Origin of the sequence: Sulfitobacter sp. AS92 (assembly GCF_038900015.1) — a bacterium.
Lineage (GTDB): Bacteria > Pseudomonadota > Alphaproteobacteria > Rhodobacterales > Rhodobacteraceae > Sulfitobacter.
Map to the genome: position 1 here is coordinate 18,741 of NZ_JBBMQL010000018.1, position 14,207 is coordinate 32,947.

Annotated in this window: 13 protein-coding genes; 2 read left to right on the top strand and 11 right to left on the bottom strand. The window is 55.0% G+C overall.

Annotated features, from left to right (window positions below; all coding sequences use genetic code 11):
• Positions 1 to 871: 871 nt before the first annotated feature.
• Entirely contained in the window at positions 872 to 1,360 is a 489-nt protein-coding gene (locus tag WNY61_RS18740; protein WP_342852959.1) for a hypothetical protein, read from the top strand.
• Between the two features lie 696 nt (positions 1,361 to 2,056).
• Here WNY61_RS18740 and WNY61_RS18745 read toward each other — a convergent pair.
• Positions 2,057 to 2,233, bottom strand: coding sequence for a hypothetical protein (locus WNY61_RS18745; RefSeq protein WP_342852960.1), 177 nt, complete (start codon positions 2,231 to 2,233; stop codon positions 2,057 to 2,059).
• Between the two features lie 58 nt (positions 2,234 to 2,291).
• On the opposite strand from WNY61_RS18745, the gene WNY61_RS18750 reads away from it, so the two are divergent.
• The gene (locus tag WNY61_RS18750; RefSeq protein WP_342852961.1) at positions 2,292 to 2,546 is read left to right on the top strand and encodes a hypothetical protein; all 255 of its coding nucleotides are present in this window, start codon (positions 2,292 to 2,294) and stop codon (positions 2,544 to 2,546) included.
• 40 nt (positions 2,547 to 2,586) lie between these two features.
• Here WNY61_RS18750 and WNY61_RS18755 read toward each other — a convergent pair whose 3' ends face one another.
• From WNY61_RS18755 to WNY61_RS18800, 10 genes are all read right to left on the bottom strand, one after another.
• A complete protein-coding gene (locus WNY61_RS18755; protein ID WP_342852962.1) occupies positions 2,587 to 2,763 on the bottom strand; it encodes a hypothetical protein in 177 nt (58 codons plus the stop codon).
• A gap of 289 nt (positions 2,764 to 3,052) precedes the next feature.
• On the bottom strand, positions 3,053 to 4,417 hold the full coding sequence (locus WNY61_RS18760) for a hypothetical protein (protein WP_342852963.1): 1,365 nt from the start codon (positions 4,415 to 4,417) through the stop codon (positions 3,053 to 3,055).
• Between the two features lie 92 nt (positions 4,418 to 4,509).
• The gene (locus tag WNY61_RS18765; RefSeq protein WP_342852964.1) at positions 4,510 to 5,271 is read right to left on the bottom strand and encodes a methyltransferase domain-containing protein; all 762 of its coding nucleotides are present in this window, start codon (positions 5,269 to 5,271) and stop codon (positions 4,510 to 4,512) included.
• A 402-nt stretch (positions 5,272 to 5,673) separates the two neighbouring features.
• Positions 5,674 to 6,624, bottom strand: coding sequence for a glycosyltransferase family 2 protein (locus WNY61_RS18770; RefSeq protein ID WP_342852965.1), 951 nt, complete (start codon positions 6,622 to 6,624; stop codon positions 5,674 to 5,676).
• Between the two features lie 166 nt (positions 6,625 to 6,790).
• Positions 6,791 to 7,516: a response regulator transcription factor gene (locus tag WNY61_RS18775; protein WP_342852966.1), complete on the bottom strand. Its 726-nt coding sequence runs from the start codon at positions 7,514 to 7,516 to the stop codon at positions 6,791 to 6,793.
• A 255-nt stretch (positions 7,517 to 7,771) separates the two neighbouring features.
• Entirely contained in the window at positions 7,772 to 9,190 is a 1,419-nt protein-coding gene (gene pelG, locus WNY61_RS18780) for an exopolysaccharide Pel transporter PelG (RefSeq protein WP_342852967.1), read from the bottom strand.
• Complete coding sequence (gene pelF / locus WNY61_RS18785) at positions 9,187 to 10,695, bottom strand: GT4 family glycosyltransferase PelF (protein WP_342852968.1); 1,509 nt, start codon at positions 10,693 to 10,695, stop codon at positions 9,187 to 9,189. The genes pelG and pelF overlap by 4 nt, the downstream gene beginning before the upstream one ends.
• Complete coding sequence (locus WNY61_RS18790; protein ID WP_342852969.1) at positions 10,692 to 11,360, bottom strand: hypothetical protein; 669 nt, start codon at positions 11,358 to 11,360, stop codon at positions 10,692 to 10,694. The genes pelF and WNY61_RS18790 overlap by 4 nt, the downstream gene beginning before the upstream one ends.
• A gap of 34 nt (positions 11,361 to 11,394) precedes the next feature.
• A complete protein-coding gene (locus WNY61_RS18795; protein WP_342852970.1) occupies positions 11,395 to 12,405 on the bottom strand; it encodes a hypothetical protein in 1,011 nt (336 codons plus the stop codon).
• Entirely contained in the window at positions 12,402 to 13,613 is a 1,212-nt protein-coding gene (locus WNY61_RS18800; protein WP_342852971.1) for a polysaccharide biosynthesis/export family protein, read from the bottom strand. The genes WNY61_RS18795 and WNY61_RS18800 overlap by 4 nt, the downstream gene beginning before the upstream one ends.
• Positions 13,614 to 14,207 lie beyond the last annotated feature (594 nt).

Genomic DNA, 14,207 nt, shown 5'->3' on the forward strand with positions numbered 1-14,207 from the left:
GTAGTGCTTGCAGTCTCCTAGCGGCCCGATGTGGCCGCAAGGCCGCATTTCACCCGTCTGTGGGTCGCGGAACAACGGGAGTTCGCCTTTTTCATAAGAGGTACAAGCGGAGAGGAGCAGAGCTGTTATCACGATGAAAATTTTCATGGGTCAAAGCTCCTAAGGTTTTTGGGTAGTGCGAGATCGGCCAACAGTCCGTTCCTCTATATGAATTTATCCATTGAACATTCAATAAAATTTTGGACCTTTGGATGTGATGGTGTTCTCAGCAAAAGCGCGCAGGATGGCCGTCTTGGGGCGCGACGGCTTGATGCGGTCTACGGCCGGCATAACGGTTTACCCAACCGGCAATGCAAAAAGCGATATCGTGCTAAAGCGTGATGCCATGAGGGGCACGCCGTTGGACCCTAGAGCGCTGTTTGAAATGCTAAACTGTCTTGAGGATATGAAGTGGGTGTTCTCTCTTGCAGTCCTCGCCTGGCAGAGAGCATCATGTCCTATACGGCCTTGGTCATCTGGGCGTTTGCAGAGAGGCTGGGATCAAAGTTGATAAGAGTCGCGCAGGAAATACCCGTTTGGCGGGCAATCGTTAGAGTATTGGCTCTGCTTTCTACGGCGGCTTTCGACAGCGGCTACGGAGAAGCTGCCTATATCGCACCTATCGCGGCGCGCGCTTAGATTAGGGGAAACAGGAATGGCAAGGATTACCTGGAAAGAGCCGGACCGGACACGGGGGGCGAAGTCTTGGCTGCTTCGACCGATTTGCTGGATTATGGGCCATGGATATTATCAGGCGGATGGTGAAAGCTGGACAGAAGCCACGCTGGAATGCCCCAGATGCGGGTTAGAGCATCCAAGGTAGGAGATTTACGTGCAGGTCTTTGTTGCTTCTCTTAAGCAGTGCCTACAAGCAGAAAACTGGCCTGCGGCGCTGTGCCTTGCTCTGAGCCTTCCTGACATGGCTGGTGCTATAGAAAATCCAGAGGCCAAACCGCAGAAAAGATATGCTCAGTGGTTTGATAGGTGGGTTGGGCCGAAGTATCGAACAAATGTTTTGTCAGGGCAGCATGCGCTTCTCTCAGGGGCTGAATGCTATGCTTTGAAATGTGCCCTGCTTTATCAGGGATGTGACGCGGACAATGGTCGGCGAAAGGATGCTATCGATGCTCTCTCTCGGTTTCACTTTACCCAGGTCGCAACAGAGCATTGCACGCACAAGAACTTGGCGTTTCAACTTCACGCGGACCGTTTTTGCCGCGATGTAGGTGAGGGATGCGAGGCCTGGCTGAAATCCATCAAGAACGATGCCAGAAAATCTGCCGCTCTGAACCGCGCTTTGAAGATAGCAATACCTCTCTAAGGCTGCGTGCTTTCGAACAGCAGGATTTACCGGTTAATTGAAGCAATTACGTTACTTGTTGTGAGAGTGGTTTTTGGGGGGTGGGTTAATCGCCTGGGTGCCGGGGGAGACCTACACGCTGATACAGGCGAATATTGATGCTACGCTCCGGGCTGGGACCGCCCTCTTTAAGGTGACGCTGGCGCCTGCAGGGGCCCGCCGAATGGACCAAACTCGGAAGAGCCCGTAGGTTTCCAGGCTGCTGTAGAAGCCTTGAACTGACGTGATCGCAGAGACCTAGTGAGGCGGCGGCTCACGACAGGTCCGCTCTGTTTAAGGGGGGCGGTTATGAAGATTGTGGGACTGGGATGTAGCCGGGCAGAGCTGCCCGTCCCGGCCACATCTTTTAGGGCGTACCATGCTTATGTGCGCCCCAACTTGGGGGGGAGAAGAAAAGCGCACTCGCCCCTGAACAGGAACTTAGTGCCAAATTTTCAGAGCTCAAGAAAACGAGTTCGAGGTGCTTTTACGTAGCCCTTGTACGTCTCATAGGGGGCGTTCATCGGCCCCCAGCTTTCCGGCAGAGCAAACCTTTTGTTGGCTGTGCCGTTCGCCCCGGGATCTTTGGGCGCAAAACAAAAGGCCACGCTGGCAAGATTGCATGGCCTTTCAAATTAGTGACTGCTGAAGGTGGGGCGTTCAATCAGCCGACTGCTATTACTGCAAGGCAATATCAGATGCGATGTCCGACGCCATATCCGATGTTGCATCGCCGATTGTGTTAAACGCCACAATCGCCAAACCTACGATAGCAGCGGTCAAGACAACCCAGTCCACTGTGACTGCACCGTCTTCGTTGCTGAAAAATTTCTTCACATTTACAAAGTGTTTCATGCTGTGGCCCTTTTACATGATTTGATACGCTAAAGTAGTGGTGATTAGGGGCAAAATTTTGTCCAAGGTCGCAACTATAGGGGTGATTTTGGGATATTATTTGGGCAAGATTTTGCTCTCAGCGGAGGTGAGAGTGAGAGCGCTACTGCGGCAAAAAAAATTAGATTGTGCGGACATGCTGTTAAAAATCCAAGAACATTTTGATGCCCCTTTGCATGCGTCAAACTTGCATGGAAAAGGCCACGCCAATCAAATCGGCGCGGCCGTTCAGGGTGCCGGGCGCTCCTTGGAGGGGAAAACGCCCTGGTATTGAGAGATACCAACCCTGAATAACAAGCAGTTAAAGCCTTTTGTTACTGCAAGGCAATATCAGATGCGATGTCAACCGTAAGATTGGACGTGGCAGTTTCGATGGCGCCGAAGGCGATAATCGCCAAGCCGACAATCGCTGCTGTGAGCACAACCCAGTCGACTGTAACTGCGCCATCTTCGTCCCGGGAAAAACGCTTCATATTCAGAGAAAATTTCATGGTCTGTTCCTTTTGCATGTGTTCTGTGAATAGGTATACCCGTGGGGTGAGACGAAAATTTGTCGCTCAAAAGTAATATATTGTTAACTTTGTGTTATTTATTGGGCGCTTCATAAGGCGTATCGAGATGCGCTGGTTGTTCTCGATGAAGGAGGCTGACCAAAGATGATCGAGCTGTCGCTTCGAAGCCTATTCCACCCCGATCGGCAACCATAGAAGGGTTCCTGCACGCCTCGTGTGGGGGGTGCCTTATGCCGAGGACATCGAAAAGGTGGTTATGCTCTTTTGCTCACATCGAGGGTCCCTTTAGGAGGATTTTTCCTCTGCTGGCCTGGACTTCCATTTTTAGAGCGGCGGGCAAGCCTTCGGCTTGGCGAGAGTCCGAAATGTCCAAGCAGGCTTTTGGCGCGCTATGGCAGAGCACAACCCGGTGGCCGGTCAACTGTTGCATCCGAAAACCAAGCGCGAGGTCGCTTTGAAGATGGGCAGCCTTCGCGCTATCTAATGTCAGCACATCGCCGTAGACGAGGACCGGTCGTTCGGTAACCGGGTCTATCTCCCGTAATGTAGCGCCCACCAGACTCGTTTCGGCCTGCCAAGGACGGTGGCCGGTGTAGTGAAGAAACGTCTGCAACAGATAGGAAAGCGCCACCAGCAGCGTCAGATTGCGCATCAGACGTCCGGCCAGATTAGGGCTTTCACTGAGCAGGGCTGTCGCGCGCACGACGATCACAGCGTAATAGAGCCACGCGAAGCTAAATGCACGTGCTGGTACGACGACACCTAGCTTGAGAGCTTGCACCACCATCAAGGCCATGCCGACCCATAGTCCAGCATGCAAATAGAGCGCTTCGCCTGGGGCTCGTTTGATCAAGACGCACGTTGCAATGAGCAATAAACCTATATGGAAATAGGCGGCGGGTAGAAAATTATAGGAGCCGACCGTCAACAGGAGCTCAAATGTATCCTTCACTAAGGCCAGGTTGGTGATCATACCTTTTAGATCACCGGCAGGTGCTGCATTCCGCCAGTCTGCGAGCGGCACACCGAATACACCGTGAACATGCCAGTTTACCGCGTATGTCAGTAAAACGGCGGCAGCAAAGCTGCATATAAAGAGTGCCACCAGCCCCATCAGATCGCCCAAGGAGCGATCGCGCGTGTGCATGAGGCATACAGCCAGCAGGATCAACGAATAGGTGGGGTAGGCCCAAAAGCTGATGATGACGAAGATGGGGAGCAATGCGCGCAGGCTGCGTTGCGATAGCCAGCATCCTAACACTGCATATAGCGTGACGACTGCGAGGCCGGGCAGCAGCGTGTTAAACCAAAGCGAAATAAGAGTGGCAGGAGCTGATCCCAAGATGAACAGCGACAAGGCCGCTATGAACCATGGATGTCCTTCGCGTCCCATGGCAGCGACAGCGAGAGCGGCGGTCAGAAGGGCCCAAAGAATCTGGTAGACTGCAAAGTTCAGCCATGCGGGGGTCTCTATGCCGCGTAGATGCCAGATGTAATTAAGCCAACGTCCCTCATGCAGTGTTTTGCGCCAGAACAACTCCGCTTCGCCGAAAAGCGCAGGATAATCATCGTGACGAATAAAGGGGTCTGTGAGGTTGGGGAGCGACACGGCGCAGACGGCCAATAGGGTCACCCAGAACGCTCTTAGGAGGGGGTGCCTGACGGCACTTTTAGACAGGGCATTTGGGGGATGAGCGGCGTATGCGGTGCAATCTGGTGCGAGTGTCATATGGCACCAGTTTTATCGTCAACGCGCGCGGCGAGGACCCGAGCACGGGTTTGAGCGATCCGCGTCACGGTGTTTTGTGGCAGACGTGACACGACAAGGCGACGAAGTTTCCATAGGATATCCCCTCCATTTTTGACCGATACGCCTTCGGGCACCCGATGTTGGGTAATCGATTGCGACAAGCCCTTAAGGCCTGCCTCATTCACATAAAGCACGGTGTTGTAGCGATACCATGGCTCGACATTACGATTGCCTGAGAGGTGGGGTCGGACGCAATCGTAGGCGGTATAGCCGCTGGCGGCGAACAGCGACTGCCAGAAGGACAAGGGTTGCTCATTGACATGAAACTCGCCTCCCTGGCCCGTAACCGCCGCTGAGAACAATACCCGATCAGAAGCACGGGTGAGGCTGTTGACTAAAGTTTCGGCAGCAGCGTGAGGCAAGTGCTCCCCGACCTCGAGGCTTTGTGCCAGATCAAAGCGGCGGTCGACGTGGACCGGCTTTGTCAGATCGGCTGCCATAAAGTTCTCGCGTGGAATGACCAAGTGATCGCGATCTACATAGTCGCCGTCGACCGCCAAGATAACTTGTGCGCCTGTCTTGCGCCATTCATCGAGCCACACGCCACGTCCTGAGCCGAGGTCAATCACAGATGTCGGTTGTAGCAAGGGGGCTAAAAGCGCTGATACGTGTTGTGCAGAATGGCGCGCCCCTTGGTTGATGTAGTCGTAGAAAGTATCGGAATAGACATGTGCCATATGCGTTATGCCTCCTGCTCTGGAGATTTGGGGAAGACCCATAGGCTCATACAAACGAAGTTTTGAAGGGGTAAGATCAGTGTCACTATGAGAGCTGCGGTCCAAGAGGGCAGCATGAAGTAGGGCGCTACAATCCCTGTGATAAGCGCAGAGGTGACTGCACCACCTGCAACCATCAGTCCAAACTGTATCATTTGGCGGGCATCACTTAACTGCCGACGAAATGTAAATCGCGCTTGCGCGACGTATTGCATGATTACGGCAAGACTGAATGCGAGGCCATTGGCGGTCCCTGAACCCAAACCGAAGCGCAGGAAGGTGAGGTAGAGCCCAATGTAAAGAACGGCGACTAGGGCCCCTATGAGCGCGAATGAGAAAATCCGGTTGGAGTGAAACACGCCCTCACACCACTTCACGCAAGGAAAGTAATGCGGCGCTGCGCGTATCTTCAGACACAAAGTAGAGAGGTCGGTTTTTGGCCTCGATATAGAGACGCCCAATATACTCCCCTAAGATACCCAAGGTGAGCAATTGCACCCCTGAAAACAGGCTGATGGCCAACACAACAGAGGCCCAGCCGGGGGCGGTTTGATAAATAATCAACGAATAGACCACATAGACCATCATCAGTGCGGCAAACCCAAGGCTGGCGAAGGACATGCGGGTTGCGAACTTCAGAGGCTTGGTCGAAAAGGCCGTCATTGCATCGGCTGCAAACCGCATCATCTTGCGTAGAGGGTATTTCGTCTCGCCGAGCGCGCGCGGCGCGCGGGTGTATTCGATGCCGATCTGACGAAAGCCGGCCCAGGCAAACATACCGCGAACAAAACGCGCGCGCTCGGGCATCAACAAAACCGCATCAAGCGTTTTGCGGTTGACCAAACGGAAGTCTCCGGTGTCATGGGGAATATCGACATCGGACATTGCGTTCAGTGTGCGGTAGAACGCCCAAGCTGTTGCACGTTTGAAAAGTGTCTCACCTTGTCGTTCGCGGCGGCGTCCGTAGACCACGTCATAGCCGTGGTCCATCAAGCTCATCATGTCGCCCAGCAATTCAGGGGGGTCTTGCAGATCGGCATCGAGCATAAAAATGCGCTCGCCCTGGGCGGCTTCAAGACCCGCCGTCAGTGCGATCTGGTGGCCGCGATTGGCGGATAGTTTGATGCCACGCAAACAAGGGCAAGTCGTGCGGGCGCGCTCGATCGCGGCCCATGTTCCATCTGTAGAACCGTCATCGACCAGCACAATTTCTGCACGTGTTCCATAAGTGGCGATCACCTGCGCAAGGCGGTCTATCAAGCCAGGAATTGACGCTTCTTCGTTCATGCACGGCACAACAACGGAGATCAACATAGGGCTACCTTGGTATCTGATTTCGTTCACATTCGCGTTAAAGATTTAGCGATAGAATGTGTCTTCATTAAGGTAGGATTTAGCCCTCAGGGATGTGGATCAGCTGGCGGTTACTTGGTCACTCTTTGGGGGTGCGCGCCTAAGCGATCTGCGGCTCTTGCTGGGGTTATGTCAGCGGCGTTTGCGCATGGAGGTTTTGTGCGTTTGGCGGGCTTAAGAGATCCCGAGCGAGCAAGGCGGCTTGTGTACGGTTGTCGACATGCAGTTTGCGCATGACTTGTCGCACGTGGCTTTTTACCGTGGCTTCGGATAGCTCCAGATCACGGGCGATTTCTTTGTTGGAGTTGCCATTTGCAAGGGCGTAGAGCACCTCGTACTGACGGCGGGTGAGGTCAGGATTGTCGGGGTTTTCTGCTCCAAGTAATTGGATCGGCCCCAAAGGCGCCTCCGCAGGTTGCGGCAAATAGGACATTTCAGAGGGGGCCGCTTCAGAGGCCCGCACATGTGGGACATAGCGCCCCCCTGCGATGATAAACCCAAGCGCTGCGGAAAGAACTTCGGGTGTCTCTGAGGCATTCAGGACACCATGCAGGTCCAAGTCCAGCGCGACATTAATACATTCAGCGGATTGAGTGTCGACGATGACGGCAACCGGCTTGTTTGACAGGCGCATTGCCGCCTCAATACGTGCGCGCCCCTCGACGCTGCCAATGCGCTGCGATCCTAAAACGATGAGCGTGAGGGCGGGTGTGCAGGCATTGAGTTCCAGATCACTGGCTTCTCGAACAATAAAGCCATTCGGTTCAGCCCAAGTGTTCAGCTGATTGGCATATGCCGCCCGTCTGAATGGCAGTGTATCGAGCAGTACAATGAGAGGCTCCTGAGCAGACATGTATAAATACCTTTGGACGCGGCGGACGTTCTGAAATGTAGCCGAGTGCCATTGTCCACTGTAATCGGATCTACGGGGCTTATTAAAAGTATCGGATAACGATGAAAATTGGCTAAGACTGTAGCGTCATTATGCCCATAATAAGGCTTAAAAATCAACATGAACGCGGGGTTGGGTGGGCAAGGCTGACCGCATTGCGATCTGTGCACTTTAAGAACCTGTAACTAATACATTGTTATTTATGTATTTTATTTCTTACTTATAGAAGAGCGCTTCGTTTCCGGTAAGATAACAATGCCGTAAAACATCGCGCAGTGTAGCGTGTGCGTATATGGTGGCCACGATGCTGGCGAGGGCGGAAGCGATCGTGAAGCCAAGCGCGGTCGTGCCATAAACGGCGGATAGAATCGCTGTGCCTGCCACGTTCGTCGTCAGAAACAACAGCTGTAAGGTCAGGAAGGCCTGTTTGCGATTGCACAAAATGAGCACCGCTGAGGTCGATAAAAATAGAATGTGGAGCAGCGAGCCGATAAGGGCAGTTCGCAAGATCAAAAATTGGTCGAGCAGTAGGCCCGCGAGAGAAGCGGCTGCGGGGGCTAATAAAAGAAGCAGACCAGAGAGGGCGAGTTGCGTCAGTAAGGTGCGATGAATACCCCGCCAGAGTTTTGCAGACAGCGCTTCACCAGCCTGTTCTGCAGCCTTTAGCGACGCGCCCTGGGTCAATGTACTTTGAAATTGTGCCATTGCATGACGGGCAGGGCTTTCAAAATGGACAGTCAGAGCAGCGAGCCCGGGAACGGCTGAAAGATGCGCCAGAAACAAAGCGCTGTCATACGTCGGAGAATGTGCAAACCCGGCTGTTGAAACCAAGCCACTGGGGCCGGCCCAAGCAATCCATTTATCGGCCCAAATCCCTGCGATTGCTAAAAATGCGCCGGCGGCGAGGGGCCAGGTCGTCCCGGCGGTTTTCCTCAGGTCCACGACTGTCTGGCGCAGTAACGCGGGGGGCAGATCAATAGCGTAGAACGGAGCCAAGCAAAGCGCAAAAGAGAGAGCGATCCCGGCGGTGAAGCACCACACGAGAAGGGCGCCGCTGATGGAGAACTGGATGCTGAATTGACATAATGTCAGGGCCAGCCCCATGCCGGCCGCAAATGACAAAACCAGATGCGGGCGAAGCCGACAGGCATTCATGATGATAAATGCTGTCCACATCATAGCGGAGGAAGAAGTTAAGACGACAAAGGCCAGCGCGAGCTCCGGATCGCTCAGCCGCAAGGCAAATACAACCAATGCCGCCAAGGCTTGGGCGGTGATACCTGCAAGCCCGCAGGTGACGAGCATAAGTGCTGCTAGGGCGGAACCGTGATGAGGCGGCTCTGCGGTATTGGTGATCAAACGCGCCGCGGTCACTCCAAGAGGGGCCGCCACCATAGGGGCGATCATAAAGGCATATACCACCGTAAGGCGGATATCTTCCAAAGCCTCTGGGGCAAGCCACCGCTCAGCGGTCCGTCCTATTAAGGCCAGCGTCACAACAGCGAGAACCCACGGTCCTGCGGCGACGATCAGGGCTTCTAATACTTTGCGTATTGGGCTCAGAAGCGGCCCATCGAGCCACCAGTCCGTTTTGGCCATGACCCCATGAAACCTGTTTATCCAGCGACGTCTCATGGAGACAGCTCGCGATAAAGGGCCGCATATGCCCCGGATGAAATTTCAGAGGTAAAGCTGGTTTCTACGCGTTTGCGCAACACTTCCCCACAGGATTTGCGCAGAGTGTCATTGGACAGCAAGCGAATGACGGCTGCACCAAGAGCGTCCGGGTCCATGGGGGGCACCACAAAGCCGCCCCTCCCGAGGGCAGGGGTCTCATCTGCCGTGCCCTCCAAGATTTCTCTGCACGATCCAACATCGGTGGCCACACAAGGGATGCGCGCGGCACCGGCTTCGAGCAGGACAAGGGGCTGGGCTTCACTGATTGAGGTTAAAAGCATGACATCAAGAGAGGGTAGGATGTCAAAAATGTTCATTCGGCCCGTGAAGCGCACGGTATCTTCCAACTGCAGTTCGGCCACGCGGCGCTTGCAGGCCTCAAAATAGTTTGGGTCTTCGTCGGTCGGACCGATGATAAGGACTTCCACATCTGGTACAGATTGGCGGATGACCGCGGCGGCGCGGATGCAGTTTTCGATGTCCTTGATGGGCACCAGCCGCCCGATAAGACCGACGGTAGGGCGGGCTTTATTTTGCACAGGGCAGAGCCCTTCAAATTTTTCCAACATAATGCCGTTGGGAATGATCGACATTTGCTCATCTCGCGCGCCTAAAGCGCGCTGGAAGGTCTGGTTCGCTCCGTAGAGCGTGGTGATGCGATCTGCCTGCGCGTAGGCGACTTGGGCAAAGCTATCAAACATTTGGGTCCATAGATCGCGCACGTCACGGCGCCTGTCATGAACGGCAAATCCTTTGTGAATGCGATCCTCCAACCAATCGGCCATCAACAGATCAATCCGTCTTTCATTGGTATAGATGCCGTGTTCGGTTATGGCCGAACGTGCGTTCATCTCGCGGGCGGCGCGAACGGCATAAAGTCCAGCATAACCTGTCGATATCGCATGATAGATTTTTGCCCGGGGGAGGGGGGCGGATAAAATGGACATCAAGCCTCCTACGAGGGTGCGCCAAGCCCAGAATGTATCGCTATAGGAGGCTTCCGGAGCGAGGGCGCGCGCGCAGATATTGAGCGCCTCCCATGCGGGTTGTGAGGAGATAAAATCAGCGTGGTCGGGCTGCACCTCGTGCCAAGGCAAAGCGGGAAGGGTGCGCCCTATGGGGGTGGTCGCGATTTGGCAAAGTGTTTCAAAAGCATCCACATCGGCGGCATCCCAAAAGCGTTGGAGAGCGTCACCATAGCTTTGACCGTCAAGTAAAGGACGGCCAATACGTGGGCGGCGTGCCTCAGGGGCCAATGGTAGAACACGAAAATCAGAGATATTTGGGGGGAGTTCATATTTGATTTCGCGGGGATGATGATCTGCAGTGATCGCAACAATCGCAAATGTAAGGTCGGGCTGCGCGCGAATGAGCCAGTCAAGCCAAGAAGAAACGCCGCCTGTGATAAAAGGGTAGCATCCTTCGACGACGATGCAGACATCCACCTCACCTTGAGCGGTCATTTTTGACCCCTATTCGGGCATGTGTGAGCGCTATGTGCGATCTGCTCAAGGTCCACCAATGTTTGTGGGTCCACAAATCCCGACTTCGAAATCATTTGGATTTCGGCGGCCAGGGCAGAAGCACTCAAACCGGTTTCTTTCGCCATCACCCTGCGCGCACGATCGGCGTAAATGTCACGCAGCTGTGTTAAGACGGCAGCAGATTGAGCGCGTATGGCGGGGATATCAGAGACTTGAGCGCGGTCTAAAGCGGGGCGCAACTCTGGCGTGAAGTAGCGTGCAATGGCCGCCAAAGCGGCTTGCTGGTCGCGTAAGCTTCCAGATGAGAATACCGTCACAAGAGGTAGTACGGCTTGGTCGCGCATCAGCGGTCGGCGCCCTTGGGCAATATCTTGAGCAATACGTTCCGCGCGTGTCGGTTTGCACAGGATCGGGTCTTTCGTGGGCTGCGCGGTCCAACGCAATGGGCTCGTCGCCAAGAGTAAGACTGGACCACAAAGCGGGCCGAAGGTCACCGCGGAGGTCGCAAAAAACAGGGCGGCTGACCGGTCGCGGATCATCAATATGCTGACAAGAGCTGTGGCGAGGCTGGCATATAGAGCCACTGCGATCCAAAGGCCAAACTTGAGCGCAATGAGAGCTGTGATCAGGCCAATGAGCGTCATGCAGATTGCGCAGGCCCGTTGCAAAGGAATGAGGTTACTCACGATCCCAAGTATCAGCCTGCTGGCTTTCCGGCGCTTCCAATTCGCGGCTCAGGCGCTCGATGGCGATGCGAGACAGTTCCGCTATGATCTCTATGCGGGCTGTCGCAGCGTCTGCGCTTTCGCGGTCAGGAGCGTAAAAGATCACGAGGGCCGTCATATCGTTGTCTGTTTTGGGCTTCTGGCGGGCGACCCGCAACGCGCCTTCCTGAGAACCCCCCAGGTCTTTGAGCAATATCGTATGTGAGCGGCCCTTTTTGCCCTCGAGATTTTTAGTGATTAACTGGGCCAAAGTGGTGGCGTCACCCTCATTTTCGGGTGTCGTTCCGATCACAAACTCGCCGCGCCCTTGGGCCGAGACGACCAAGGCCACCGGGCCATCGAACAGAGCGTCGGCAGCGTCTTCAAAACTATGCGGTAAATCTGCACCATACGATCCTGCCAACGCTGCAAGTTCGGGCAAAGCACGGTGGAAAAGATCCTCTTTGGGAGCTGTGGCGGGTTCTGGGGCCACACCCGACGCGGCTTTGCTTTCCAGAGCCGCCACCATGCTGTCCATGCGTTCCACCTCTTCAGCAAGGCTGCCGGATATCTTTTCAAGGCGCATTACCTCGGCCCGTAACCCATCCGTCTCTTCGATCTCTTTTTGTCGGTAAAAGCCGACAATCAGGGCGACGACAAACCACTGTAAAGGAAGCACCGCTGCGCGGGCTGCGTAAACGGTAGCGCTTTCGTCGATGAGGCGTTCGGGCAGGCCGACCAAGAGGGTGGCAACGACACTGGTGATGGCCCCCACGGCGACGCCATTTTGCATTGCGGCAATGACGATCACAATCCAGAAGGGGTGCAAGGCTAGGCTGTTAAAATAACCAGGCTCAAGAAAAAGCAGTTCCGCACCCGCGATGATCAGCAGCAAAACAACCGACCCCAGCAACCCCCGTTGGAAGGTTTCGCGGGGGCGGGGAGTTCGGTGAACGGTGTCGCTTTGCAGTCGCGTAGCGCTCATTCTTGATGGCCCTCAGCAGAGACAAGAATTGTATCGTCGGGCGGCTCGACGATGACAAGGTCTCCGGGCAGTAGACGGAAATCTTTGTGGACTTCAAGCGTCTGGATTTGCGATCCGCGGCGCCGTTCTACGCGAATAGTGCTATCGGCTGTACCACCAAGGTCCATGATTTGGGCGTCGACGGAGACAATTTCAGCGTCCAGCGCGTTGCGCTCGGCCAGGGTTTCAGCGACAGAAAGGGCGAGTTTGCTATCCGCTTGCGCGTAAGAAAAGGCCACATCACGGTCATGGCGATCAAGAGCATGACGGGCTTCACTGACGCGGCTTTCTGCATCTTCCACGGTAAGATCAAGGTCGCCAAGTCGTCCGTTGAGGGTATCAAACCGCAATTCGTCATATCTGCGACTGGTGCCGCACCGTCCGCGGCAATCTTCACCGATGTCGGCCTCCAATTGATCGCGCTGACGGCTTAGCAGCGCGTAGCGTGCGCGTACTGAATTGCGCCGTGTTTTGGCGATTTCCAATGTGTTCTCTAGATCGGCGCGTATGGCGACATCCCGCGCTTTGCGCAAAGCTGTTTCAGCCAGAGCGGCTTGGAGAACGGCGGTCTCTCCATGGACTCTGTCGCGCCCCAGCTGAGTGTGCAGTGACTTGACCCGATCCGACGGAAGGCTCAAATCTTGCGCGCCGGCACGCTGTGCCGTCAGACGGGCATGGCGTAACATGAGCCCCGCCCGCAAGGTTCGCAATTCACGTCTGCGGGCCTCCAGCGTGCGATATAGGGCTGTATCTGCCGTGCCCCCATCTGCGCCGGCTTTGGCCAGAAGCGCGCGCACGGAGAGGTTTGGGGTGAACTCATAGCTTCCCGGCGAGATTACAGTGCCTTGTATGAGGACGGGCGGACGCGTCTCGAATGAGGCTGTGACCGTTGCCGAGATGTCCATTTCAGCTGCCAACGCTGTGCGCACAGGCCCTTCCAGACAGGCGGGTCCTTGCCCGGCAATGGGCAGGCGGCCGATGCCGGGCACCGCAATTTCTCCTGCCGCATCGACGGTGAAGGTGCCAGAAAGATCACGTCGCTCAAAGCGTTCCGTACTGTTTGCTGCCTGAGCAAAGACCCGCAATGTGAGGCGGTCCCCGGAGACGACGAGGTCGGTTTCTGAGGTGCTGTGATCGCAGGACTTTTTAGTGAAAAGAGTTTCACTCACGCTTGGCAGTTTTTCTGAAGAGCGCGCCGCTGCAACTGTAAAATCAGGCTTGGTGCGGCTGGCAAGGACCGGTGTTGTGTGGTCTGTTGCCGCCAAGTGAAGTAAAGGAGTTGTGTCGGGAATTCGAGTGGCGAGCGCTGGCAAGTTTTCGATGCCACCCACTGCAACCAATGCAACAAGGCCCAGGCCAGCTTTGGAAAGCGTCGCGGTTAGCATGCTGGTCCTTTCGACACGAAGGGAAGCCCTAACGTCTTAAACAAAAAGTTTTTTTACATTTTACTGCTGCCTTATTCTTTCCACAATCCTCCATAAGGTGGGTCTCGCCCATTTCATGCAGAAGTTATAATTCGAAAGGTGCATCGATGGCGTACTTTTGGCTTGGGGTGTCACTCTTTTTCGCACTCTGGTGGTCTCCACGCGCATCCGAAGCCGCCTGCGCGGGGGAACGGTTTTTGCCGAACCGCGTGATTGCGCTGGTCGACCAGCGCGAAGAGACCTCTTTCAAAACAAGTCGCATCGCGCGCCATCTGGCAGGGCCTTTGGCTCTAAAAGGGTTGTTTCCTCTTTATGTGGATGTCGCATCACCCCTTCCTG